Raw genomic sequence first — 24,580 nt, 5'->3', positions numbered from 1 at the left:
GGCGCCGTGGTGCCAGGAGGCTCGCGGCGTGTCGCGAAATCAGTGCCGGATTTCCTCCCGAGCCCCGTCCGCGGACACGCCGACTCAGCTGACCGACGCGTACTCGGGACTCGAGACGTTGTACTGCTGTCCGTCGACGATCAGCAGACTCCGCAGGGCTTCGGCTTTGTCGGCCGTCCGCCCCGCGTCTCCCCACACGGCCTTCTTGCCGCTCTTGAGACGGAGCGTGATGTCCGACGGCGAGTCGGCCGCGACGGCCACGACCCGAGAGGCCAGCCAGTCCGGGAGATCCTGCACCACGGTCAGCGCCGCCCGCGTCGTCGGATTGGCCGCGGACGGGTCGGTCATCTGCAGTGCGGGCAGCCCCTGCAGGGACTTGGGCAGATCCTTGGCCGACCCGAAGGTGAGATAGACCATGCCCAGGCGATCCATCACGCCGATCCGTCCGGACTGCTCGACGGTCACCACCGGCGTCCGTTCGGTGACCGCGATCGTCAGGGTCGAGGGGTACTTCCGGCTGACGTTCACCGACTCGATCTCCGGCAGCGCGGACACCCGGTTCGCGATCTCCGCCGTGTCGACCTGCAGCAGCGGTGAGCCCTCAGGCACCTGCGCGGTGCGCAGCACCTCCCCCGCATCGATCGCGGTCGCTCCGGTCACGTCCACCGACCGCACCGACATCAACGGCGTGAAATAGGCGATCGCCACCAGCCCGCCGACCACGACGACGAGGGCGATCACCGAGCCGATGAGCGGCCACCGCCGCGGCGACGAGGCGGCGCCCGGACGCGTGCGCCGCGCCCGGTCCGGTTCCGCCGTACGCCGCCGGCTCATTCGGCCGCGGCCCTCTCCAGCGCTTCCAGAATGGCCGGAGCCTGCATGGTGATGTCGCCGGCGCCGATGGTGAGCACCAGATCGCCGCGCCGGGCACGGTGAGCCACGGCGTTCGCGATCTCCGACAGATCCGGGACGAAGACCGCGGGAGCGGTCACCGCATCGGAGATCAGCCTGCCGGTGACCCCGGGCTGCGGCTGTTCACGGGCACCGTAGACGTCGGCCACGATCACCTCGTCGGCCAAGCTCAGCGCCGCGGCGAACTCGGCGGCGAACTCCGCCGTCCGCGAATACAGATGCGGCTGGAACACGGCCAGCACACGCCCCGACCGCGCGCCGACGACGTCTCGGGCGGCGGTGAGCACGGCGCGGACCTCGGTCGGATGGTGCGCGTAGTCGTCGTACACGTCGACGTCGGCGGCACGGCCCCGCGATTCGAACCGCCGGTGCACCCCGCCGAAGCTCTCGATACCCTCCGCCACGGTGTCGACGTCCTGCCCCGTCCGTGCGCATGCGATCAGGGCTCCCAGCGCATTGAGCGCCATATGCCTGCCGGGCAGAGTGACGGCCAGTTCCCGTACGCGCGGAGTGTCGACCAGCGGCTCGGAGAGTCGGACCGTGGCCAGCCCCCCGGTCCCGTGCGCCGCGAGCTCGACGAGTTCGGCGACCACCGGCACACCCTCCACCGTGATCCGCGCGGCACTGCCGTATCCCAAGACCGCGACCCCGCGCTCGGCGCAGCTCGCAACGCATCGCTGCGCCAGCGCCGCGGCTCCCGGATCGTCGAGACAGACAACCAGCGTTCCGCCGGGGCGGATCAGTGCGACGAATTCGTCGAAGACCTGCACGTAGGCCGCCTCGGTACCGAAGAAGTCCAGATGGTCGGCCTCGATGTTGGTGACCACGACGATGTCCGGCACGTATTGAAGCAGGGAGCCGTCGCTCTCGTCGGCCTCGGCGACGAAGACCTCGCCGCTGCCGTGATGCGCGTTGGTGCCCGACTCGTTCAACTCACCGCCGACGGCGAACGACGGATCGACACCGCAGTGCTGCAGTGCCACCACCGACATCGACGTGGTGGAGGTCTTGCCATGGGTGCCCGAGATCAACACGGTCCGGTGTCCGCGCATCAGCAGGGCGAGCACCTCGGGCCGGTAGAGCACCGGGATACCGCGGCGGCGTGCCTCGACGAGTTCCGGATTGTCGTCGGGCACCGCGGCCCGGGTGGTGACGACGACGGTCGGACCGCCGTCGAGCAGATCGAGGGCGTCGGGTGCGTGGCCGATCCGGACCTGCGCGCCGCGGGTCCGCAGCGCCAGCACCCCGCGCGAATCCTTGGCGTCCGAACCGGACACCTGACCGCCGCGAGCGAGCAGGATCCGGGCCAGGCCCGACATGCCCGCGCCGCCGATGCCGACCATGTGCACCCGCTGTAGCTGCGCCGGAAGCGTGTTCTCGATCGCCGGGTCGCTCATCGGGGTCCGTCCTGCGTCGTCGCGCGGTCGCCGCGCCGCGCGGCAGCCAGTTCCAGTGCCGCCGTCGCCACTTCGACGGCGGCGTCACGGTGGCCGAGCCCCGCGGTGGCGGCACTCATCGCGCGCAGGCGTTCGGTGTCGCCCAGCAGTGCGGGGATCTCTCGCTCGACCCACTCGGGCGTCACGTCCGCGTCGTCGACGATGACGGCGCCCCCGGCCCGTTCCGCGGGCAGTGCGTTGAGTCGCTGTTCGCCGTTGCCGTGCGGCAGCGGGACGTACACCGCCGGGAGTCCGGTGGCGGAGATCTCGGCGACGGTCATCGCTCCGGACCGGCACATCACCAGGTCGGCGGCCGCGTACGCGAGGTCCATCCGGTCGAGGTAGCTGACCCCGACGTAGGGCGGGGCGCCCGGCGGCGAGACCGGGTCGATCGTGTTCTTGGGGCCGTAGGCGTGGAGAACACCGATACCGGCCGCGCCCAGCGCCGTAGCGGCCGGCGCGACCGCCTCGTTGAGCCGCTGCGCCCCCTGCGAGCCGCCGAAGACGAGCAGGGTCGGCGCATCCGGGTCCAGACCGAAGAATCGGCGCGCTTCGGCACGGGCCGAAGCACGGTCGAGTCGGGTGATCGCTCCGCGCACCGGGATTCCGACGACCGTGGCGCCGGCCAGCCCGCAGTCGGGGACGGCCGCGAGGACGCGGTCGGCGAGCCGGGCGCCCACCTTGTTCGCGACACCTGCGCTGGCGTTCGCCTCGTGGAGCACCACGGGGATCCGCCGGGCACCGCGGAGTCGACTGCGCGCCGCGAGATACGCGGGCAGTGCGACGTAACCGCCGAAGCCCACCACCACATCGGCGTCGACCTCGGCGAAGACCTTGCGCGTGGCGGCCACCGAATGTGCCACTCGCCACGGAGTCTTGGCCAGTTCCACGCCCACCTTCCGAGGCAGGGGAACCGGCGGGATCAGACGCAGATCGTAACCGCGCGCGGGCACGATCGTGGTCTCCAGACCGCGACTCGTCCCGAGGGCCGTGATCCGCGCGTCCGGCTCCAGTTCCCGCACGGCGTCGGCCACCGCGAGCGCGGGCTCGATGTGGCCTGCGGTTCCACCGCCTGCGACCACCACCGAAAGTGCCGATCCCCCCTCGTGCGACCGCTTCCGCTTGCTCACCGGCGACCGTTCTCCCATCCGCCTCTGCCGGTCCGCCGCGCACGATCGCGCGGAGCCGGCGACCTGGACTCCTGCCACGACCGGGACGGTCGCGCACCCCTAGGAGGATAGTGGATCTCCCCCGAGCTCGATTCGCCCGACCGGCGTCGCATTCGCGGCCCGGATGCCTCGGGCGTCCGCGGGCGGCCCGCCCATGTGCGGGGCGCCTCGCGACGGCCGGTCCCGGACGAACCGCGGATGGGTGCCGGTCGCCGGATGGGCGCGGCGGTCGGCCGGCGCCGCGGCGACGAGCCCGCAGCCCGGTACGTTTCGGGCCGCGGGAGACGGAGCAACCGCGACAACCCCTTCGGCGCCGGCCCGGCCAGCGCCGCGACCGCCTGCGGTTCGTGCCGTGCGGCGTTCGCCAGCAAACCGAGCATCGCCAGCATCGTCAGTGCCGAGGTACCGCCGTACGACAGGATCGGCAACTGGATGCCGGTGACCGGCAGGATGCCGACGACGTATCCGATGTTGATGAAGGCCTGCACCAGGAAGAGCACGGTGATCGTCGCCGACATCAGACGCAGGAATGGGTCCACCGAACGGCGGGCGATCCGCATCCCGACGTACCCGAGCAGCAGGTACAGCCCCAGGACGATGATCCCGCCGACCAGTCCGAGTTCCTCGCCGATGATCGCGAAGATGAAGTCGTTGTGCGCATTGGGCAGATAGTTCCATTTGGCGGTGCTCTGGCCGAGCCCCTTGCCGAACAGTCCACCGTCGGCCAGCGCGAACTTCGCCTGGTTCGGCTGATAATCGGCGCCGAGCGGATCGGAGTCACGGCCGAGGAAGCTGAAGATGCGCGCGGCACGGTACGACTCGGCGAAGGCCAGCGCGACGCCGGCCACCGCGAAGACCACGCCGAAGGCGGCGAAGAACCGCCCCGGCAGCCCGCCGAACCACAACAGCGTCGCGACGATCATCCCCAGGATCATCGTCGTGGACTGATTCGGCTCGATGATGACCAGGAAGGCGACGCCGAAGGCGACCGGGATCAGCGGGAAGATCAGATCGCGGGCCGTGGACGTGCGCGGATCGCGAGTCGAGAGGACCGCGGCTCCCCACATGCACAGCGCCGCCTTCGCCAGTTCCGACGGCTGCAGCGTGAGCCCGCCGAACGAGAGCCAGCGGCGCGCACCGCCGCCGGCGACGCCGAAGCCCGGGATCATCACCAGGATCAGCAGGACGATCGAGATCAGCAGAATGGGCAGGGAGGCCTTCTGCAGCGTCCGCACGGGCATCCGCAGCGCGATGTAGAACAGCACCAGACCCAGGGCCACGAACATCACCTGCGTGGTGAACATCCCGTAGGCCGAGCCGTCCTTCGCGTAGCCCTCCACAGCGGACGCCGAGAGCACCATCATCAGGCCGAGCGCGATGAGGATGACGGTGATCGAGACGATCAGGTGGAACGAGGTCAGGGGCCGCGCGAGCAGATTCCGGACTCCCCCGGCGAGGAACGCCGCACCCGCTTTGAGATCCGATCCGCGCATCAGGCGAAGCCTGCGAAGCGGGTCCGCGTCCGCGGTGCCGCCACGCCGGGCGCTCCGAGTGGACGCGGTCCGGCGATTCCGGCGCCGAGCCGACCGGTCTGCGACTCTCGCCTCCGACTCTCCATCAGCGCTTTCGGGGGCGTCAGGACGGTCGGAGGTGTCGCCGGGCGCCTCGGCGGCGTCCTCGCCCTCGGCGGCGGAGCGCGGCGCCGAATCCTCGACGTCCTCCGCGACGCCGGTGTTCTCGTCGCCGGAACTCATCGGTTCGCGCGGGAGTCGGCGAGGGCGGTCGCGGCGGCGGCGAACGACTCGCCGCGCTGCGGATACCCGGCGAACATGTCCAGGGAGGCGGCCGCCGGTGCGAGGAGCACCGCGTCCACCCCTGGCGAGTCCGCCTGCGCCAACTCCCAGGCGGCACCGACCGCCTGGCTCATCACCGCGTCCGACGATCCGGTCGCGGAGACGGCACGTGCCCGTTCACCAGTCCGCTGAGTCATCACAGAGCCATCGTCCCCTGTGAATACTGTGACGGCTGGGACTTCTGGGGCGTGTCGCGCAATCGCGTCGAGAATGATCTGCCGATCCCGGCCGATCGCGACGACTCCGGCCAACCGCGACACTGTTCCGGCGATCAGGTCGTCGACGGGTGCGCCCTTGAGCAATCCGCCCGCGATCAGCACGACACGCTCGTGTGCGACCACCGCAGCGTGGGCAGCGTGCGGATTCGTGGCCTTCGAGTCGTCCACGAAGGCGACGCCGTCGATGCGCGCGACCACCTGACCGCGATGCGCGGCCGGCCGGTAGGCCCGCAGTCCGCGCGCCACCGCCTCGGGATCGATTCCCACGGCGCGAGCGAGCGCAGCCGCGGCGAGGGCGTCCGACAGTCCCGACGGTCCCGCCGGCCGCACATCGGCGGCGGGGATCATCGCGAGGGTGCCGTCCCCGAAGGCGCAGTCGACCAGCGTGCCGTCGACGATGCCCAGCATTCCCGGTCGCGGTACGCCGAGGGTGAATCCGACCCGCCGGGAGTCGGGCCCGACCGGCAGCGCCGCCGCGCCCGCATCGTCCTCACCGACCACGGCCACCCGGCCGGTCAGCGCTCCGGCCTTGGCCTCGGCGTACGCCTCGCGTGAGCCGTGCCAGTCGAGGTGATCGTCCGCCACGTTCAGCACCACGCCGGCGTCCGGCCGGACCGACGGCGCCCAGTGCAGTTGGAACGACGACATCTCGACGCACAGGACGTCGGCGCGCGGCTCGGCGCGGAGCGCATCGGCCACCGTGAGACCGATGTTCCCGCAGGCCAGACCGCTCTGTCCGGCGGCCGTGACGATCGACTCGATCATTCCCGTCGTGGTGGTCTTGCCGTTGGTTCCGGTGATCACCAGCCAGGTGCGCGCGGGTCCGAACAACCCGGCGCGATCGGCGCGCCACGCGAGTTCCACATCACCCCACACCGGCGTACCCGCTGCCGCGGCCGCCACCAGCAGCGGCGTGTCCGGGCGGAAGCCGGGTGAGACGACGATCAGCTCGATGCCCTCGGGCAACTCCGCGGTGCCGTCATCGGCGACGAACTCCTCCGGCGTGTGCACCGGCACGCCCCGGCGTACGAAATCGGCGCCCGCCTGCGGGTCCGCGAACGTCTGATCCATCACCTCGGGCTTCGCACCGAGTTCCAGCAGCAGGTCGACGACGGCCACTCCGGTGGCACGACCGCCGGCCACCAGAACGCGGGCCTGTTCCAGCGAAAGCCCCATGTCAGCCCGCATGCGAGATGAACTCGCCGTAGAACAGGGTCAGTCCCAGCGCACAGGAGATGGCCGTGAGCAGCCAGAACCGGATGATCACCGTGGTCTCGGCCCAGCCGCCGAGCTCGAAATGGTGATGGAAGGGCGCCATGCGGAAGACCCGCTTGCCGGTGGTGCGGAAGAAGGCGATCTGCACCACCACCGAGACCATCTCGGCGACGAACAGCGCGCCGATGACGACCATGAGCAGTTCGGTGCGCGTCGTCAGCGACAGACCCGCCACCAGACCGCCGAGCGCGAGCGAACCGGTGTCGCCCATGAAGATCTTCGCCGGCGCGGCGTTCCACCAGAGGAAGCCGAGGCAGGCGCCGCCCGCCGCCACCGCGACGATCGCGAGGTCGAGCGGATCGCGCACGTCGTAGCAGGCGCTGGCGTTCTCGGCGTTGGCCGGGAGCGGCGCGCAGGGATTGCGGTACTGCCAGAACGTGATCAGAACGTATGCACCCATCACCATCGCCGCCGAACCCGCGGCCAGACCGTCGAGACCGTCGGTGAAGTTCACGGCGTTCGACCATGCCGCGACCACCAGCCAGCAGAACAGCACGAAGCCCACCGCGGTCAGCGAGATCACGTTGATGTCGCGCGTGTACGAGAGGTACTCGCTGGCCGGTGTCTGGCCCTCGGCGTTCGGGAACTGCAGCAGCAGGACGCCGAAGATGACCGCCGCGATCATCTGCCCGACCGACTTGGCGGTCTTGTTCAAACCGAGGTTGCGCGATTTGTAGATCTTGATGAAGTCGTCCAGGAATCCGACGGCGGCCAGCGCGGTCGCCAGGCCGAGCACCAGCAGACCCGAGGCGGTGGGGCCGCCACCGTCGTCGAGCAGCCCGAACAGATGCGCGCCCAGGTAGCCCAGCCACAGCGCCGCGACGATCGCGACACCGCCCATCGACGGCGTCCCCCGCTTGGACTGGTGGCTCTGCGGCCCCTCGACCCGGATCTCCTGGCCGAAGCCCTGCCGGGAGAAGACCTTGATCAGGACGGGCGTCAGCAGAATCGACACTGCCAGCGAGATCGCGCCCGCGATCAGTATCTGGGTCACTGCATGTCCTTACTTGTCGGAATCTGTGAACTAAGAATCTAGCGCGAGCCGCCGCTCCGGCAGGTCAGCGGGTGAGCACCTCGACCGGGAGTCCGGCGTCCTCACGCCAGTACGCGAGCAGCGTCTCGCCGAGTTCTCCCCCGGCCAGCAGCACCAGGTCTCCGGGCTTCGGAGACTCGGCGGGCCGTGTACGCAGATGGTCGACGGCTGCGGCGGGCGAGGCCACCAGCACGGCCTCGTCACCCCACGACCCCTCCATCACCGCGCCCTGATGCAGCGCCCGTACGGTACGGAGATCTTCGCCGACGGCGATCACCTGATCGACGGCCAGCCGGACGATCTGCCGGCCCAGGCCGTCGTGGTCGACGCACCGCGCGTTCTCGTCGCGTCCGTCCGCATCGGCGAACTCACCGGCGATCACCCAGGTCCGGCGGGCCGACTCCCCTCCTCGGTGGGCACTGCCGACTCCGGTGTCGGCGGCCAGCGCCACGAGTTCGCGGACCGCCCGGCGTGCCTCGTCGATGCCCGCCTGCGGGTCCACCAGCAGCACCCGCAGCGCCGGCCGCGCGTCGACGGCGTCATCGACCACGCGGGCGTCGAGCAGCTCGCCCAGCACAGACCGATCGTCGAACGGATATTTCACGCCGTCGATCTCCTGCCCCTTCTCATGGCCCTTACCCGCGACCAGCACCACGTCGCCCGCCTGCGCCCAGTCGACCGCCGCGGCGATCGCCTCGCGCCGGTCGCCGATCTCCCGGATCTCCCCGCGCGCGTCCGCCACCGCCCGCGCTCCCGCGAGCACCGCCGTCCGGATGTCCTCGGGCCGCTCGGACCGCGGATTGTCGTCGGTGACGATCACCAGGTCGGCGCCGCGTGCCGCGGCCGCGCCCATCAGGGGCCGCTTCTCGGTGTCGCGATCGCCACCCGCCCCGAGGACGACGGCGATCCGTCCCGGCGTCTGGGCCGCAAGGGTCGCGAGAACCGCCTCGACCGCGGCCGGCTTGTGCGCGTAGTCGACCACGGCCAGGAAATCCTGTCCGCGCTCGACCTTCTCGAGCCGGCCCGGCACCGCCACGCGGGCCAGACCGGTGACCGCCGTCCCCACGTTCACTCCGGCCGCCGCACTCAGCGCTACCGCGAGGAGAGCGTTCGCGACGTTGTACGCACCCGGCAGGGGAACCGTCAGCTCCACCTCCGAGCCCTCCGGCGTGGCCGCCAGAACCGTCTGCGACCCCGGCTCGGTCCGTACCGTTCCGACCACCGACCAATCAGCCGCACCGGTGGTCGACACGGTGGTCACGGACGTACCGGCGACCGCGGCCATCTTCACGCCCCACGCATCGTCGACGCAGACCACGGCGCGTTGCGCCCGGGTCGACGAATCCGCCCGGAACAGCCGGGCCTTGGCCGCGAAGTAGGCGTCCATCGTGTGGTGGTAGTCGAGGTGGTCCTGCGAGAGATTCGTGAAGCCCCCGACGGCGAACCGGCAGCCGTCCACGCGGCCGAGTTCGAGGGCGTGGCTGGAGACCTCCATGACGACGGTGTCGACTCCGCGCTCGAGCATCACGGCGAACATCCGCTGGAGGTCGGGGGCCTCCGGGGTGGTCAGCGAGCTCGGGACCACGGTTCCGTCCACGCGGATCTCGACGGTCCCCAGCAGTCCGACCACCCGTCCCGCGGCCCGCAGCGCGGCCTCGGTCAGGTAGGCGGTCGTGGTCTTGCCCGACGTCCCGGTGATACCGATGAGGGTGAACTTCGACGACGGGTCGCCGTAGATGCGCGCCGAGACCTCCCCCAGCACCGACCGCGGGCGGTCGTGCACCAGCACCGGCACCGACCCCAGGCCGGGCGCGGCGCGAATCAGGTCCAGTCCCGCCGCATCGGTGAGCACCGCGACGGCACCGGCGGTCGACGCCTGGCCGGCGTATCGAGCACCGTGGGTGCGGTCGCCGGGCAGCGCGGCGAACAGGTATCCGGCACCCGCGTCCTGCGCACGCAAAGTCGCGCCCGTGACCTCGGCGTCGGCGCCGTCGAGAACCAGACCGAACTCGTCCGCCAGTGCGCTCAGGGCCACCGGCCGGAGGTGCTCCGGGCGGATCGGCCCACTGCTGTTCGTCGCACCGGCTCCCGGCTCCACCACTACCTCAGACCTCCGCCTTGACCTTCTCGTCCCGTTGAGACGTACTCGTCTCGCCGACGTCTCCCCCTCGTCCGCCGGAGCGCACGCGGTGATGACGCAATGAATCTACCGTGCGATGCGGAGCGCCCTCACGCCTCCAAGCGCAGGCGCGGAGCCGGCTGCGCGGAGAACGGCACCTGGTCGTGACGCAGAAGCCACGAACCGATGGTTCCGAACAACGGCGCCGCGGACTGACCGCCGCTGCCGTCCGAGCTGCGCACCGGATTGTCCATCATGATGCCGATGACGAACCGCGGCGCGTCGGCGGGCGCGATACCCGCGAAGGTGATGTTGTAGCTCGACCGCGAGTAGCAGTTGCAGGACGGGTCGACCTGCTGTGCGGTACCGGTCTTGCCCGAGGTCTGGTAGCCCGGGATGGCGCCGGTGTAGCCGGTGCCGTTCTGCACACCCTCCGGGTCCTTCTGCATGACGGCACGGAACATGTCGCGAACGGTCTTGGCCGTCTGCGGACTGACCACCCGCACCGACTCCGGCTTGCTCACGCCGGCCTCGTCCTCGTCCTCGGGAGCGATGATCCGCGGCTGGATCCGAACCCCGTCGTTGGCGATCGCCTGGTACATCGACGTCATCTGCAGCAGCGTGGTCGACAGACCCTGACCGATCGGCAGGTTGGCGAACGAGCCGCCCGACCACTGACTCAGCGCGGGCACCGCGCCGGGGCTCTCGCCGGGGAGGCCGACTCCGGTGCGCTGACCGAGCCCGAAGCGGTCGAGCATGTCGGCGAACCGCCGCTCACCGACCTTCTGCGCCAGCATCAGTGTGCCGACGTTGGACGACTTCCCGAAGATGCCGGTGGTGGTGTAGGGCGCGGTGCCGTGCACCCACGCGTCGTTGACGGTGATACCCGACATCCGAATCGACCCCGGCACCTGGTGCACCTCGTCCGGGGTGGTGACCCCGTATTCGATGGCCGCGGAAGCGGTCACGATCTTGTTCACCGACCCGGGCTCGAAGGGCGAGGTCACCGACCGGTTGCCGAGATCGGCCTTCTGCTGCTCCGAGAGCGGCCGCGAGGCGTCGAAGGTGCTGTCGTTGGCCATCGCCAGCACTTCGCCGGTGTGCGAGTCGAGCACCACGGCGGAGACGTTGTGCGCGCCCGACTTGTCCTTCGCCAGGTTCACCTGGCTCTGCACGAACCACTGGAGGTCGGAGTCGATCGTGAGGTGCACGGTCTCTCCGTCGACGGCCGGATGGACGTTGCGCTTGCTGCCCGGGATCACCGCGCCGTCGCGACCGCGGTCGAAGGTCTCGGTGCCGTTGGTGCCTGCGAGCACGGAGTCGAGCGACGATTCGAGGCCGATCAGACCGTTGCCGTCGAAGTTCACATCGCCGACCAGGTTGGCGGCGAGTGAACCGCCCGGGTACAGGCGGTTGCTCTGCCGCTCGGCGCCGACCTCGGGGAACTCGTCCTGGATCTTCTTCGTGACGTCCAGCGACACCAGGCGGGCGAGGTAGACGAAGTCCTTGTCCGACTTCATCTGTGCCAGCAGATCGTCGGACGCGATGCTGCCGCCGAGGGCCGACGAGACGCCGTCGGCGATCTGCTTGAGGCGCACGTCAACGTCCGGGACGGTCGAATCCTTCTTGTGTTCCTCGGCGATCTGCTTGCGTACGGCCTTCGGTTGAAAGGTCAGTGCCCGTGCGTCGTCGGTGTGTGCCAGCAGGCGTCCGTTGCGGTCGACGATGCTCCCCCGCACCGCAGGCAGTTCCTGGGTGATCGATCGTTGCTGCGAGGCCTGCGCCGAGATGGAGTCGGCCGCGATCACGTGCACGTACAGCATCCGGCCCGCGATCACGAGAGCGACCACCGCGACGAGCACGGTCAGGATCCGCTGGCGGACGACGAACCCCGACGGCCCCGAACCGGAACGTTCGGGGGGACGGGGAGGCCTGGGCGGAGGCGTTCCGGTGCCGTTCGACGACGCGCCGGACGGGCGGCCTCCCGCCCTCGCCTCGGCTGCGCGCGGTGTACGGGTGCGGGTCATGATCTTCCGATTGTCGCGCGCATCAACGCGCGGGCGCGGTATTGGCGGGCGGCGTGGCGGTCGTCGAAGACGCCACATCGGTGGGCCGACTCACCCGATTCCGGACATCCGGGCGCACCGAGGTCTGGGGTGCCGGATTCGTCCGAGACTGCGATGTCGGGACCGAGGACGGGCGGGGGTTCGGCGCCGGCCGCGGGTTCGGCGCAGGCGTCGACGGCGCCGGAGCGGGAGTGGTCGCCGTACGCGGCGGTGCACTCTGCGATTGTTCGCCACCGAGTCCCTCGGAATCGTCGACCTTGTTCTTGTCGATCTTCTCGACGGGGTCCGGCGCCGGGTTCAGGTCCGGAAGCGGGCTGCCGGTCGCCGGTGTGGGAGTGCCGCGGAGCCGTGGCTTGCCGTCTGCTCCGACGATGATCTCGGCGGCGTTCGACGCCGGAACCATCCCCTGGCGAGCGGCCGCCCGCGCGATCGCGGGCGCCTGGTCGCCTGCGTCGGCTGCCGCCTTCAACTCGGCGGCACGGGCCTGCAGCTCCTGGTTCTCCTTGCGGAGCGCGTCGATCGAGTACGAGTCCTGCGCCGATTTGGTGGTCAGGAACAGAGTCAGCGCGAGGGCGCCCATCACCAGGACCAGGATCGGCACCACGAGCGGGACTCCGGCGATGCGGCGCCCGGTCATCGGCAGCCGGGCTCCGGTGCGCTCACGGCGAGTGCGCCGATCGAGAGCCCGCTGGGCCGCTTTGGATCGCGACGGACGCTCGCTCGCCGCGGCGCCGGTGCGCCGTCGACGCTGACGGTCGGAACCCTCGCGTGGTCCGGTGGCGGTGCGAGTGTCCACAAGCGTCACTGTGCTCCCCTTCCGTCTGCGGTCCCGCCGCCGCGACCCGCGGGGTGGTTCGGTGCGATGCGTTCGATGGCCCGGATCCGGACAGGGGCCGAACGCGGGTTGGCCGCACGTTCGGCCGCGTCTGCCTGTTCGGCTCCGCGAGTGACGAGCGAGAACCGCGGGGCGGTCCCCGGCAGATCGACCGGCAGACCGGCCGGGGTGGTGTTCTCCACCGCACGGGCGAAGTCGCGCTTGACGATTCGGTCCTCGAGCGACTGGTAGCTCATCACGGCGAGCCGGCCGCCGACCGCGAGTACTTCGAGCGCCGCCGGGATCACCCCGCGCAATGAGTCGAGTTCGTGGTTCACCTCGATCCGGAGCGCTTGAAAGGTCCGCTTGGCCGGATGGCCACCGGTCCGCCGGGTCGCCGCCGGGATGGTGGCGTACAGGAGCTCCACGAGACGTCCGCTGGTGGTGAACGGCTCCTTGGCGCGTTCCCGGATCACTGCCGAGGCGATCTTCCCCGCGAACCGCTCCTCGCCGTACTCGCTGAGCACTCGGGCGAGAGAGCCGTGGTCGTAGGTGTTGAGGACGTCAGCCGCCGTCAGCTCGTCGTCGGGATTCATCCGCATGTCCAGCGGTGCGTCGACGGCGTACGCGAACCCGCGTTCGGCCCGGTCCAGCTGCATCGACGAGACCCCGAGGTCGAGAAGCACCCCGTCGACCTCGTCGCGTCCGGTGGCGGCGACCACCGACTCGATCTCGTCGTAACGATTGTGGTGGAACTCCACGCGGTCTCCAAAGCGTTGCAGACGCTCGGAGGCGATGCCGATCGCCGATGTGTCGCGGTCGATGCCGACGACGTGCAGGCCCGCCAGGCGTTCGAGGAAGTACTCTGTGTGGCCGCCGGCACCCAGCGTGCCGTCCACCAGGACCGCGCCGCCGCCGTCGGGCGACCGACGGGTGAGAGCCGGTTCCAGCAGCGCGAACATGCGATCAGCCATCACCGGAACGTGTCCGTGTTCGCCTTGCCGCGGTCCGTTCACCCCGCTCCCTCCCTGCTGCCGTGAGAACCGTGCCGATAACTTCTGGGCGTCGCCCCCTGCGACGCTCCGGAGACCACCGGCATCGATGCCGTGGAACTGCGGCGGTGTGGGCCTGCGATGAGACGGGGTCCCCGCCCGAGCGCACCTGGCGTTGGGGAAGTACGTCAGGGTCGATCGGGCCGAGGCCTCGACTCACCGCAGCAGTCGTGATCTCCGAATGTTCAATTCACGTGTGTCGACGCGATCCCGTTACAGGATCGAGTCGAGGGCGGACGATCCCGCGTTGGAGAACGCCTCCTCGTGCTGGGCCTGGTAGTCGCGCCAGCTCTGCGCGTCCCAGATCTCCAGGTGGTCGTACGAGCCGATGACGACGCACTCCTTGGTGAGCCCCGCGTAGTCGCGGTGCTCGGCCGAGAGGTTGACGCGGCCCTGCCCGTCGAGCCGCTGCTCGTCGGCGCCGGCGAAGAAGTACCGCAGAAAAGCGCGGGCCTCCGGGTCGTTGCGCGACGCGGTGACCGCCTTCTCGGCGATCGCGTCGAACTCCTCTGCCCGGTACACCGACAGGCTGCGGTCCTGGCTGCGTGTGACCATGACTCCTCCTGCCAGCGCGTCGCGGAACTTCGCGGGCAACGTCAGTCGCCCCTTGTCATCGAGCTTGGGCGTGTAGGTGCCGACGAAACGAGCCACGTCGACACCTCCTCACCCTCCCGGGTTCGGCGGTTCCGGTTCCCCCTCGCCCAGTGATGCCCACACTACCCCACTTCCCACCACATTCCACCCCGCAGGCCCCACCGTTTCCCCACCATCAACTATATGAGCAGGTCAGAGTGCCTGAGCTTCACTGGATTCTCAGCAATCATCGACGTGTCGCAGCTCACTAGTGTCGTTACGAAAGGGGTCAAAAGGTAACGAAGTGACTGGTGAGACCAACCAAGAGCGGTAGGTGGGGCATTGTGGGGAGAGGGGGTGGGGCACTGTGGGGAGACGGGGTGGGACGCTGTGGGGACACCTCGGAGACAGACGTTCCCGAGATACGAAAAACGGGGCCGCATCTTCCTTTCGGAAGTTGCGACCCCGCCAGGGAGATCGTTGTCGACGCAGGGCACGTCAGGCCGTCAGCCGCCGGTGCCGACGGCCGGTTCTACAGATCGCGGTCGTCCCGCTCGAAGCGACGGTTGAAGCGATCCTCCATCCGTCGGCTCAACGAGCCGTGACCGCTCGCGGCCTTTCCGGACTTCTTCGACGAGGAGGCGCCGTCGGGACCCGAGATCCGCCCGCGGCCAGCCATCAGGCCGAAGACCGCGGCCCCGAACATCAGCAGGAATCCGACGAAGCTGAGGATCTTCAGTCCGCCGACCTCGACGTCGACCATCATTCCGCCGACCAGCAATGCGAGTCCAGCGAGGAACCCGAGAGCGACCACGATCCGACGACGTGCGTTCGGCAAGCGCACCTTGTGGCGGGTGACGCTCGACGCGAACTTCGGGTCTTCGGCGTAGAGAGCGCTCTCTATCTCATCGAGCATGCGCTGCTCGTGCTCTGAAAGCGGCACCGCTCCTCCCTTACTGGATCGTGGCGAGGATTTCGTCTTCTCGCCTCTCTATGTCAATAGTACGAGCCCGAGCGCCCTTCGACCACCATTGGCCGACGATGCGTTCACAATCACGCCGATCATCCCGCGCACTCAAGCGACGGTTCCGCGCGCCGCCGGACGCTTCGAGGTGAGCTTCCCCTGCTCGTACGCCAGCAGCGTCGCGTCGGCCACGTCCAGGAACTCGACCGCACGGCGCTCCACGCGCGCGCAGAACGTGGAATCGACGGTGCGCACCAGCCCCGCCTCGACGTGCGAGCGCATGGTCGAGAGTTCGCCGAAATAGTCGGCGAGTTCCCGGCACTGGGGAGCACGCTCCTTGATCCGACTCCACGCGTCCGCCGCACCGCGGCGTCGGCGGACGCGGCCCGAGGGCTCATAGATCTCCAGCACCGCGCCGGCGGCTCGGATCGCCGCGAGATAGAACAGCCGGAATCGCTCGGCCCCGTCGTCGTCCACCGACGCCGCCTGCTCGAACAGGTCCTCTGCCCGATCCAGGAGATCGCGGCTGCGGTGCACCACGTGCGGGTCGACTCCGTGATCGGCTTGTGCACCGGACACCGACGGGGCGGGTGCGAGATGCAACCCGGCGAACTGCCGCCCGGACCGTTCTGCTGACCGCTCCATCCCAACTCCTCCGTGTCGGCGCCCGGCTCTGTCGGGCTCGTGACGAAACCATGACAGAGGGGTACGACAAAGAGGGCGTTGCGACGACGGGCCCGACGGCCGGCCGTCGCACGGCGCCGGCACTCCCGCGAAGACTTCGACAGCGGACCCCGTCACCGATGATCGGTGGCCCGGCGATGTCTTCCCCATCGCCGGGCCACTGGACCGCCCAACCGATACGAACATCAGTTCGACAGGCGTCAACCGTAGCCGGTGTGAACGCCGATGGGCAAGTGCCGCTACGCTCCCAGAGTCTGGCAGCCGCAGACGAATCGAGCCGACGACGAAGGGAACGGGCATGTCACTGGACGCCTCCCCGATCCGCGTCGCGCCCCTCCCGGCCGATCTGGCACACCTGTGGCTCGATCCCGCGGTGCACACCTACATCACCGCCATGCACTACCCCCGCGGAAGCGAAGCCCACCGGTTGCCGCTGTGGCGCGATCACATCGCGCGCCCCGGGTGGTCGGCTTTCGGCGCGTTCGCGACGCTGTCCGCGCTCGACTCGCTCCGGCCCACGTACTCCCGGCTGCGCGTGCGCGCACCGCTGGCGCTCTCGGATCGCGAGATCCTCGTCGGGGTGGCGTACGGCTACCGCGGTGCACCGGACCAGTGGTGGAACCGCCAGCTGTATTCGGGACTGCTACAGGCCGGAACCCGGCCCGCCGACGCGCGCGAGTTCATGCGCGACTACTTCGAACTCACCGAACTGCATGTGCATCCGGCCGGTCAGGGCCGCGGCGTCGGCCAACGGCTCCTGACATCGCTGCTCTCGGGCAGACCGGAGAGCAAGGTCCTCCTCTCGACGCCCGAAGTCCAGGGTGAGGCCAATCGCGCCTGGGGCCTCTACCGCCGCCTCGGCTTCGAGGATGTCCTGCGGCACTTCACCTTCGCCGGAGACGCCCGGCCGTTCGCCTTCCTCGGACGCCCGCTCCCTCTTCCGGACGCCGGTCCCCCGCCGCGATGACCGGCCGCCCGCGGTCCGTCCGACGCACCGATGACGACACTGCGCAGGTTGGCGCATCTCTTCTGGCACGATGAGTCGGTGACCTCGTTCCGCCGCACCGCGCTCGCCCTAGCCGGACTGTTGGCACTGATCCCCGTGATCACCGGTTGTCTCACCAAGTCGACCACGGTCGGCGACCAGTTCTCCGGCACGGTCATCATCGCCACGTCACCGGATCAGCATCCGCAGAAGCCGTCCTTCGACATCCCGGCCTCGCTCAGCGGCCAGGTCTGGACCACCGACTTCCCGGAGAAGTCGGATGAGAGCAGTGCCGTACCCGCCCCGTCGACGCAGAGTTCGCGCCCCGGCGGACAGGCCGCGCCGTCGCCCGACGGCAAGGTCGGGTCCGAGCTCACCTTCGACAGACTCTCGGCGGGTCAGTTCAGCCAGCTCGGCGACATCATCGCCGCCGCCCTCCCCGACCCGTCCGCGACGGTCCATCTCAAATCGTCCCGCAGCGGCGACATCGTCCGTTTCCGCGGCTCGGCGTCGCTGACGGACGCCGATCCCGGCAGCGTGTACTTCTCCCTGTCGATCACGTTCGGCGGTGAGGTGGTCGCGACCAACGGTCATCAGGCGGGCGACGACACGGTGGTCTGGACGCCCAGCCCGGGACAGAACGTCGACCTGCAGGCCGATTCGGAGTACGCGGATCCGGCGACCGCCGCCGTGCCCAGCTGGACCTGGTTCATGTTCCTGCTGTGCGCGATCATCGTCGCGATGGTCGTGTACGCGGCCTACCAGAATCGGGACCGCTCACCCCGTCCGGGACGCCCGAAGCGCAAGCCCGAGGCGCCGCAGTCCGACGAGGAGTCCCCGAAGCCCGAGCGCGAGACATCCGGGCGCGGCGCCGACTGACGCCGTCCGCGTGCGGTCGCCCTCTCCGGCGGACCGCACGTCTCAGACGCCGGCCAGCGCCCCGCGCGTGTCGATGCCGATGCGCTCGAGCACCTCGCTGGTCGCCTTCGCGAAGTTGAGGCTGCAGAAGTGCAGGCACGGCACCCCTTCGGAGATGAGCCGCAACGAGGCCTCCGTGCACAGGTCGATGCCGACCGCACGCACGTCGGCCCGATTCTCCTCCGGTCCGTCGCCCGCCGCCTTCGCGAGCCGTTCCTCGACCGCCGGGGGGATCTTGCTGCCGGACAGTTCGGTCATCCTGCGCGCCGAGGCCAGCGAGGTGATCGGCATCATCCCCGGGATCAGCGGTTTGGCGCCCTGCTCGGGATCGGCGGCGACGATACGGTCGCGCAGGCGGAGGAAGTCGTCGACGTCGAAGAACATCTGCGTCACCGAGTACTCCGCGCCCGCCCGCAGTTTCCGCACCAGATTTCCGGTGTCGGCGGCGAGGTTGGGCGCGCGGTGGTGGCCTTCGGGGAACGACGCGACGCCCACGTGGAAGTCGCCGAGTTCTCCGATCAGGCGCACCAGTTCTTCGGCGTACGCCACGCCTTCCGGGTGCTTGACCCACTCACCGAGCGGATCACCGGGCGGATCACCGCGCAGGGCGAGCAGGTTGACGATGCCCTTGTCGGCGTACGCGCCCACCAGGCCGCGGAGTTCGTCGACGCTGTGGTTGACCGCGGTCAGATGCGCGACGGTCAGCAGCGTGGTCTCGGTCGCGAGTTCGCCCGCGATGCGCACGGTCCGGTCGCGTGTCGATCCGCCCGCACCGTAGGTCATCGACACGAAGGCCGGGTTCATTCGTTCGAAGATCCGGACCGCACGCCACAGTCGCGCCTCCTCGGCGGCGTCGCGCGGTGGGAAGAACTCGACGGAGAACGGCACCGGCCCGGAGTGCGGGTCGGCCAGACGCTCCACGACCGACTGCCCCGGGCGGGCGCGGACGTCGGAGTCGGTACTGATCGGATCGGTCACCCCAGTCATCATACGGACACCCGGCGAGCGGCCCGCGGCCGCCGATGCCGCGGCTGTGCCCGCGATCACCGCCGCTGCGGCGCGTGGCCGGGCTGTCGACGAGGACCGGTAACCTTGCCAGTCGTGGTCAACATTGCGCACGTGCCCGCCGCGGTCGACGAGATCCTGACGGCGTTCTTCGACTCCGGCCGGCCTGCGCTCGACGACATCTACCCCGCGGTCGCGGAGGCCGGCGACGTGCTCGCCGACTTCGTGCTGTCGGGCGGCAAACGGGTGCGGCCGCTGTTCGTCTACGCCGGCTGGCGATGCGGCCCCGAAGCGGCCGCCGACACCGGCCCCGGGGAGTCGACGGCATTGCGGGTCGGCGCCGCGATCGAGTTGATCCAGGCCTGCGCCCTCATCCACGACGACATCCTCGACCGCTCCGACACGCGGCGCGGCCGCCCGACCGTCCACCGCCGGTTCGAGGCCCTGCACGGCGACCGGGGGTTCGCCGGCGACCCCGCGCACTACGGCGTCTCGGCGGCCATCCTGCTGGGCGATCTGGCACTGGCCTGGGCCGACGACCTCGTGCACGGCATCACTCCCGCCGACGGCGGTCCCGCCGATCCGCATCCGCTGCCGCGGCCGGTGGCCGTTCTGTGGTCTCAGATGCGGACCGAGGTGCTCGGCGGTCAGCTCCTCGACATCACCAACGAGTCGTCCGGCGACGAGTCCGTGACCGCCGCGTACCGGGTGATGGAGTACAAGACGGCCGCGTACACGGTGGCCCGGCCGCTCCAGCTCGGTGCGGCGCTGTCCGGGGCCGAGGACGAGTTGTCACGCTCACTGCATCGCATCGGGCTCGATCTCGGCGTCGCCTTCCAACTGCGCGACGACGTCCTCGGTGTCTTCGGAGACCCCGCGGAGACCGGGAAGCCGTCCGGTGACGACCTCGTCGAAGGCAAGCGCACCGCACTCCTGGCCGAGGGTCTGCAGCGCGCGTCGGCGGCCGGCCGAGATCTGCTGCGCGACAGCCTCGGCCGTTCGCTGTCGGAGGCGGAGCTGACCGCGGCGCGCGACGTCCTGACCGAATCCGGCGCACTCACCGAGATCGAGAGACAGATCGACGAACGCCTCGACGCGGCCCTGGCCGGCATCGACGGACTGGATGCCGGAGAGTCCGCGCGCGCCGACCTGACCTGGATGGCCCGCCGAATCACCCATCGACGGCGGTGACGGCCATGACCGCTGATTCGCACGTCGTCGTCATCGGAGCGGGGCTGTCAGGATTGACCGCCGCGGCCCACCTGCGCGCCCGCGGACACGAGGTGACAGTCTTGGAGGCCACCGACTCCCCCGGCGGCCTGGTGCGCACCGAGACCATCTCGGGTCACCGATTCGACACGGGTGCAACGGTTCTCACCATGCCCGAGTTGATCGTCGACGCACTCACCGCCGTCGGCGTCGACCGCGAGCAGGCCCTGGAGCGGCTGGCCCTGCGCCCGGTGGACCCGAGTTACGTCATGAACTACGCCGACGGCTCGTCGCTGGCGATACCGCGCGAGCCCGCGGCCATCCCCGCCGCCGTCGAGCAGGTGTTCGGGACCGAGGCCGCCGACGGTACTCGCGACCTGCTGACCTGGCTGCGCCGCGTCTACGATGCCGAGTTCGACGTCTTCATCGACCGCAACTACGACGGCCTGGCCGACCTGACCGGACCGCGCACGCGCGCCGCCGCCGCGAACCTGGTCCGGCTCGGCGCGCTCGGCGGCCTCACCGCCGCCGTGGGTCGCTTCGTCTCCGACCCCAGGGTTCAGCGGGCGTTCACCTTCCAGGCGCTCTACGCCGGCGTTCCGCCCCACCGCGCGCGGGCGATCTACGCCATCATTGCGGATATGGACATCGGCCGCGGCCTCTGTGCTCCCGCGGGCGGCATGGGCCGCATCGGCCGGGTCCTCGAGCGCGCACTGGCCGACGCCGGCGTGCGGATCGAGTACGGAGCACGCGTCGACCGGATTCTGCGCCGGACCGACGGCTCCGCCTCGGGTGTGCTCGTCGGCGACCAGCGGCTCGCCGCCGACGCGGTGGTCGCGACACTCGAACGCGACGCGGTCGCCGAACTGTTGCACGACGAGCGCCGCCTGCGGACTCTGCGCTACTCGCCGAGCGCCGTGGTGGTGCACGGCGTGCTGCCGGCCGGGACCACCGCGGGCTGGCGGTCCGGCAATCACACTCTCGACTTCGGCGCCGCGTGGACCGACACCTTCGCCGACCTCACCGCTCGCCCGGGCCGACTGATGGGCGACGGATCGTTCCTGATCACCCGGTCTGCGGCCACCGATCCGGAGACATTCGTGGCCGACGGATCCGAGTCGGTGTCGGTTCTCGCGCCGACACCGAATCTGGTCTCGGCCGATCTGCCGTGGGATGTGCTCGCCGAGCCGTACACCGCCGAGTTCCTCGGCGTCCTGGAGTCCCGCGGCTACCCGGGTCTGTCCTCGATGACCGTGCTCCGGATCGACCACCCGCTGACCTGGCTGCGATCGGGTCTGCCCGCGGGGACGCCGTTCTCCGCGGCTCACACCGTCGCGCAGACCGGCCCGCTGCGCACGCCCAACCGCTGGCGGGGTGTGCCGAACCTGGCTCTGGGCGGCAGCGCGACCGTGCCCGGAGTCGGCATCCCGCCCGTGCTCGTGTCCGGCGGCCTCGCCGCGGCGCGGATCGACGACTACCTGCGTGGCCGGAACGGACACGGGGGGCGGTCGTGAATCTCCTGAAGCGCTATCCCGACGCCTGTCTCGGGTTCCTCGGTGTGCTGCTGGTGGTCGCGGGAAGCTACGGTCTCTCCGACGTTCCTCGCAACGACGCGACGCTCGCCGATCTCGGCCTGGCGCCGATGACGTACGGCCACGGGAAGACGCTGTCCGGCTTCGCGTTCTGGACGGGGATCGCGCTGATGGTCATCGCCTGGGTGCGAATCGGCCGGAGCCCCGAGCGGATGAGCCTGCGCGCCACGATGGCCACCGTCGGCGCCTGGACCGCGCCGCTGATGTTCGCGGTACCCACCTTCAGCCGCGACGTGTACGCCTACCTCGGTCAGGCGTCGGTGCTGATGCACGGATTCGATCCCTACACCGACGGACCCGCACACCGTCCCGGACCGATCGTCGATTCGATGGCGCAGATCTGGGCTCCCACGACCTCGCCCTACAGTCCCGGGTTCATGCTCCTGCTGCGCGGCATCGTCGGGATCACCGGCGACAACGTCTTCGCCGGCGTGTTCGCCATTCGCGTCGCCCTGCTGCCCGGACTGCTCCTGACGATGTGGGCGGTGCCCCGGATCGCCGCGCACTTCGGTGCGAGCCGGCGACTCGGGCTCTGGCTGGTCCTGGTGAACCCGATGCTGCTGATCCATCTGGTCGGGGGCCCACACCTCGAACTGCTGATGATGGGCTTCCTGGCCGCAGGCGTGGCCCTGGCGCTGGAGGGCAGGCACGTCGCGGGTCTCGCGGTCCTGGGCCTGGCGATCTCGGTGAAGGTCACCGCGGGAATCGCGATTCCGTTCGTCATGTGGATCTGGCTCGACCACCTGCGCAAGCGGCGCGCGGCCGATCCCGCGGCACCGACTCCGCTCATCGCCTGGCGCGACCGTGTCGCGATCTTCGTCGCGACGGGCGCGATCCCCGCCGCGGTGTTCGGTGCCTTCACGGTGATCCTCGGCCTCGGCCTCGGATGGATGAACGGCCTGTCGTACGCCTCTCGGATCATCAACCCGTTCACCGTCCCGATCTTCATCGGGCACATCGTCACCTACGCCGCGGCTCCCTTCGCGACGCTCAACCTCCAGGCGGTCCTGGTGGTGACGCGGGCCATCGGCAGCGTCGCTCTCGCGCTGATCCTCGTGTACCTCTGGTGGCGGTCGCGTCGCGATGAGCGGTCCGCGATGGCCGGCATGGCATGGGCGATGCTCGCTCTGCTACTGCTCGAACCGTCGACCCTGCCCTGGTACTACACGTGGGTCGCCTGCCTGGCCGTCGCATTCACCCTCCCGATGTGGGTGCGGCAGGTGGTCGTCGGAGTCAGCACCTTCTATCTCATCGTCTTCCAGCCGGACGACTCGATCCTGTTCTACAAGCCGCTCGAAACTCTGATGGCGCTGGCCTTCGCCGTTCTCGCGGCCGTCTCGCTGCGCCGCCGCGACCCGCTCAGACTGCGGGGGCTCGGTTCCCTGCTGATCCATGGCTGACGCCGACCGCGGGTACCGCCTCGCCGAGTCGCTCACGCGCGCGGCCGGCCGCACCTACTTCCTGGCCTCGCGTCTGCTGCCGGTGGACGGCCGGCGCGCGGTGTTCGCGTTGTACGGCTATGCACGCACCGTCGACGACGTCGTCGACGGTGCCGGTGGGTCGCAGCCGCGATCGGCGCGGCTCGACGCCCTCGAGAACGGCCTGGCCGCCGCACTCGCGGGGGCGCCGGTGCCGGCTGGTCTGAGCCGGGACGAGGCCGACATGCTCGCTGCGCTCGCCGAGTCGGTCGACCGGTTCGCGATCCCTGCCGACACCTTCGAGGCGTTCGGCCGATCGATGCGAATGGACCTGCCCGGCGACCCCCTGTTCCGGAACCGCTACGCGACGCTCGACGCCCTGGCCGAGTACACCTACGGCTCGGCCGCGGTGATCGGCCTGCAACTGCTGCCGATCCTGGGCGCGGCTCCCGATCCGGACACCGCCCGGGGTGCAGCCCTGCTGGGCGAAGCGTTCCAGCTCACGAACTTCCTCCGTGACGTCGGCGAAGATCTGAACCGGAATCGGATCTACCTGCCCCTCGACCACCTCGGCGCCTTCGGGGTCGACGAGCAGGAGCTGCGTCACGACGCCGCCGCGGGCACGGCCGGCCCCCGGATGCGGCGGGCGACGGCGCATCTGATCGCCGTCAATCGCGACCAGTACCGGCGGACGCTGCCCGCCATCGCCTCACTGCCCCGACGGTCGCGCCCCGCGATCTGCGCGGCCGCGCGGTCGTACAGCGCGATTCTCACCGCCATCGAAGACCGCGGTCACGACGTGTTCGCCGCGCGGGCCGTCGTACCGGTCCACCGCAGGCTCGGCCATGCCGTCACCGCCGTGGCCGGCCGCCCGGCTCTCGGCTGACCGGCTGCGCCGTCAGAAGGCCTGAGCCTGTGCGCGCCGGATCACCTCGCGCGCCGAATGAGTGTGCAGCGCATCGGCCGGGCGCAGCCCCAGGTCGTCCTGCTCGGTGAACAGCCAGCGCATCGCCTCGTCGCGCGTGTAACCGCCGTCGAGCAGGATCCGGACCAGCCCCTCGAAGTGCTTCGCGAGGCCGTCGGACCCGAAGAAGGCCTCCGGAATCACGGGTACCCCTCCGCGCGAGGCCGCGAGCAGGTTGTGGTCGCGGATGAGTGTGCGGAGCCGGTTGGACGAGACCCCCAGCCGCTTGGCGGCCTGGTCCAGGTCGAGAACTGGAACGTCGTCGGGAAGGATGTCGATCGAAAGCGGAAGAGAACCCACGGGGCAAAGCCTACCGGTGTC

21 protein-coding genes are annotated in these 24,580 nt (G+C 70.1%); 6 read left to right on the top strand and 15 right to left on the bottom strand.

Annotation, left to right across the window (positions count from 1 at the left end; all coding sequences use genetic code 11):
- Nucleotides 1-84: 84 nt before the first annotated feature.
- The 13 genes from ACE11G_RS07055 to ACE11G_RS06995 all read right to left on the bottom strand — a co-directional run bounded on the left by ACE11G_RS07055 (nt 85) and on the right by ACE11G_RS06995 (nt 16,129).
- Entirely contained in the window at nt 85-834 is a 750-nt protein-coding gene (locus ACE11G_RS07055) for a cell division protein FtsQ/DivIB (protein WP_006895331.1), read from the bottom strand.
- Nucleotides 831-2,309: a UDP-N-acetylmuramate--L-alanine ligase gene (gene murC, locus ACE11G_RS07050; RefSeq protein ID WP_222111692.1), complete on the bottom strand. Its 1,479-nt coding sequence runs from the start codon at nt 2,307-2,309 to the stop codon at nt 831-833. Before murC ends, ACE11G_RS07055 begins: the two co-directional genes overlap by 4 nt.
- Nucleotides 2,306-3,496 carry an undecaprenyldiphospho-muramoylpentapeptide beta-N-acetylglucosaminyltransferase gene (gene murG / locus ACE11G_RS07045; RefSeq protein WP_051999607.1) on the bottom strand — a complete coding sequence of 397 codons (1,191 nt, stop codon included), beginning with the start codon at nt 3,494-3,496 and terminating at the stop codon, nt 2,306-2,308. Before murG ends, murC begins: the two co-directional genes overlap by 4 nt.
- Nucleotides 3,475-5,271, bottom strand: coding sequence for a putative lipid II flippase FtsW (ftsW, locus tag ACE11G_RS07040; RefSeq protein ID WP_346076093.1), 1,797 nt, complete (start codon nt 5,269-5,271; stop codon nt 3,475-3,477). The genes murG and ftsW overlap by 22 nt, the downstream gene beginning before the upstream one ends.
- Nucleotides 5,268-6,764 (bottom strand): UDP-N-acetylmuramoyl-L-alanine--D-glutamate ligase, encoded by a 1,497-nt coding sequence (gene murD / locus ACE11G_RS07035; RefSeq protein ID WP_045540523.1) that lies wholly within the window; start codon nt 6,762-6,764, stop codon nt 5,268-5,270. Before murD ends, ftsW begins: the two co-directional genes overlap by 4 nt.
- Before the next feature lies 1 nt (nt 6,765).
- Nucleotides 6,766-7,857: a phospho-N-acetylmuramoyl-pentapeptide-transferase gene (gene mraY, locus ACE11G_RS07030; protein ID WP_006895326.1), complete on the bottom strand. Its 1,092-nt coding sequence runs from the start codon at nt 7,855-7,857 to the stop codon at nt 6,766-6,768.
- A gap of 64 nt (nt 7,858-7,921) precedes the next feature.
- Nucleotides 7,922-9,997, bottom strand: coding sequence for a UDP-N-acetylmuramoyl-L-alanyl-D-glutamate--2,6-diaminopimelate ligase (locus ACE11G_RS07025; protein ID WP_062366713.1), 2,076 nt, complete (start codon nt 9,995-9,997; stop codon nt 7,922-7,924).
- 128 nt (nt 9,998-10,125) lie between these two features.
- Nucleotides 10,126-12,042: a penicillin-binding protein 2 gene (locus tag ACE11G_RS07020; RefSeq protein WP_045539581.1), complete on the bottom strand. Its 1,917-nt coding sequence runs from the start codon at nt 12,040-12,042 to the stop codon at nt 10,126-10,128.
- A 22-nt stretch (nt 12,043-12,064) separates the two neighbouring features.
- Complete coding sequence (locus ACE11G_RS07015) at nt 12,065-12,877, bottom strand: hypothetical protein (RefSeq protein ID WP_231875684.1); 813 nt, start codon at nt 12,875-12,877, stop codon at nt 12,065-12,067.
- Between the two features lie 5 nt (nt 12,878-12,882).
- The gene (gene rsmH, locus ACE11G_RS07010; RefSeq protein ID WP_375003974.1) at nt 12,883-13,911 is read right to left on the bottom strand and encodes a 16S rRNA (cytosine(1402)-N(4))-methyltransferase RsmH; all 1,029 of its coding nucleotides are present in this window, start codon (nt 13,909-13,911) and stop codon (nt 12,883-12,885) included.
- 249 nt (nt 13,912-14,160) lie between these two features.
- Complete coding sequence (gene mraZ / locus ACE11G_RS07005) at nt 14,161-14,598, bottom strand: division/cell wall cluster transcriptional repressor MraZ (RefSeq protein WP_006895321.1); 438 nt, start codon at nt 14,596-14,598, stop codon at nt 14,161-14,163.
- A gap of 454 nt (nt 14,599-15,052) precedes the next feature.
- Nucleotides 15,053-15,463 carry a DUF3040 domain-containing protein gene (locus tag ACE11G_RS07000; RefSeq protein ID WP_006895320.1) on the bottom strand — a complete coding sequence of 137 codons (411 nt, stop codon included), beginning with the start codon at nt 15,461-15,463 and terminating at the stop codon, nt 15,053-15,055.
- A 132-nt stretch (nt 15,464-15,595) separates the two neighbouring features.
- Nucleotides 15,596-16,129: an SAV_6107 family HEPN domain-containing protein gene (locus tag ACE11G_RS06995; protein ID WP_062366707.1), complete on the bottom strand. Its 534-nt coding sequence runs from the start codon at nt 16,127-16,129 to the stop codon at nt 15,596-15,598.
- A gap of 337 nt (nt 16,130-16,466) precedes the next feature.
- Between ACE11G_RS06995 and ACE11G_RS06990 the strand changes: the two genes are divergently transcribed.
- The gene (locus tag ACE11G_RS06990) at nt 16,467-17,135 is read left to right on the top strand and encodes an N-acetyltransferase (RefSeq protein ID WP_006895318.1); all 669 of its coding nucleotides are present in this window, start codon (nt 16,467-16,469) and stop codon (nt 17,133-17,135) included.
- 78 nt (nt 17,136-17,213) lie between these two features.
- Nucleotides 17,214-18,032, top strand: a complete 819-nt coding sequence (locus tag ACE11G_RS06985) for a hypothetical protein (protein WP_375003973.1) — start codon at nt 17,214-17,216, stop codon at nt 18,030-18,032.
- A 42-nt stretch (nt 18,033-18,074) separates the two neighbouring features.
- On the opposite strand, the gene ACE11G_RS06980 is transcribed toward ACE11G_RS06985, so the two are convergent.
- The gene (locus ACE11G_RS06980) at nt 18,075-19,058 is read right to left on the bottom strand and encodes a methylenetetrahydrofolate reductase (RefSeq protein ID WP_062366767.1); all 984 of its coding nucleotides are present in this window, start codon (nt 19,056-19,058) and stop codon (nt 18,075-18,077) included.
- A 114-nt stretch (nt 19,059-19,172) separates the two neighbouring features.
- Here ACE11G_RS06980 and ACE11G_RS06975 point away from each other — a divergent pair, with 114 nt between their 5' ends.
- Genes ACE11G_RS06975 through ACE11G_RS06960 form a run of 4 tightly spaced genes read left to right on the top strand, consistent with a single transcriptional unit; the run spans nt 19,173 to nt 24,181 of the window.
- Nucleotides 19,173-20,267, top strand: a complete 1,095-nt coding sequence (locus ACE11G_RS06975) for a polyprenyl synthetase family protein (RefSeq protein WP_006895315.1) — start codon at nt 19,173-19,175, stop codon at nt 20,265-20,267.
- Nucleotides 20,268-20,272: 5 nt separating this feature from the next.
- The gene (gene crtI, locus ACE11G_RS06970; RefSeq protein WP_375003972.1) at nt 20,273-21,799 is read left to right on the top strand and encodes a phytoene desaturase family protein; all 1,527 of its coding nucleotides are present in this window, start codon (nt 20,273-20,275) and stop codon (nt 21,797-21,799) included.
- Complete coding sequence (locus ACE11G_RS06965) at nt 21,796-23,277, top strand: alpha-(1->6)-mannopyranosyltransferase A (protein WP_278124030.1); 1,482 nt, start codon at nt 21,796-21,798, stop codon at nt 23,275-23,277. Before crtI ends, ACE11G_RS06965 begins: the two co-directional genes overlap by 4 nt.
- Nucleotides 23,270-24,181, top strand: coding sequence for a phytoene/squalene synthase family protein (locus tag ACE11G_RS06960; protein WP_375003971.1), 912 nt, complete (start codon nt 23,270-23,272; stop codon nt 24,179-24,181). The genes ACE11G_RS06965 and ACE11G_RS06960 overlap by 8 nt, the downstream gene beginning before the upstream one ends.
- Nucleotides 24,182-24,193: 12 nt before the next feature.
- Here ACE11G_RS06960 and ACE11G_RS06955 read toward each other — a convergent pair whose 3' ends face one another.
- The gene (locus tag ACE11G_RS06955; RefSeq protein WP_006895311.1) at nt 24,194-24,559 is read right to left on the bottom strand and encodes an Rv2175c family DNA-binding protein; all 366 of its coding nucleotides are present in this window, start codon (nt 24,557-24,559) and stop codon (nt 24,194-24,196) included.
- Nucleotides 24,560-24,580 lie beyond the last annotated feature (21 nt).

The organism is Gordonia sp. PS3 (assembly GCF_041950545.1).
Taxonomy (GTDB): domain Bacteria; phylum Actinomycetota; class Actinomycetes; order Mycobacteriales; family Mycobacteriaceae; genus Gordonia; species Gordonia sihwensis.
Note: the sequence above shows the minus strand (reverse complement) of the source record. Positions and strands in the feature narration are given on the sequence as shown.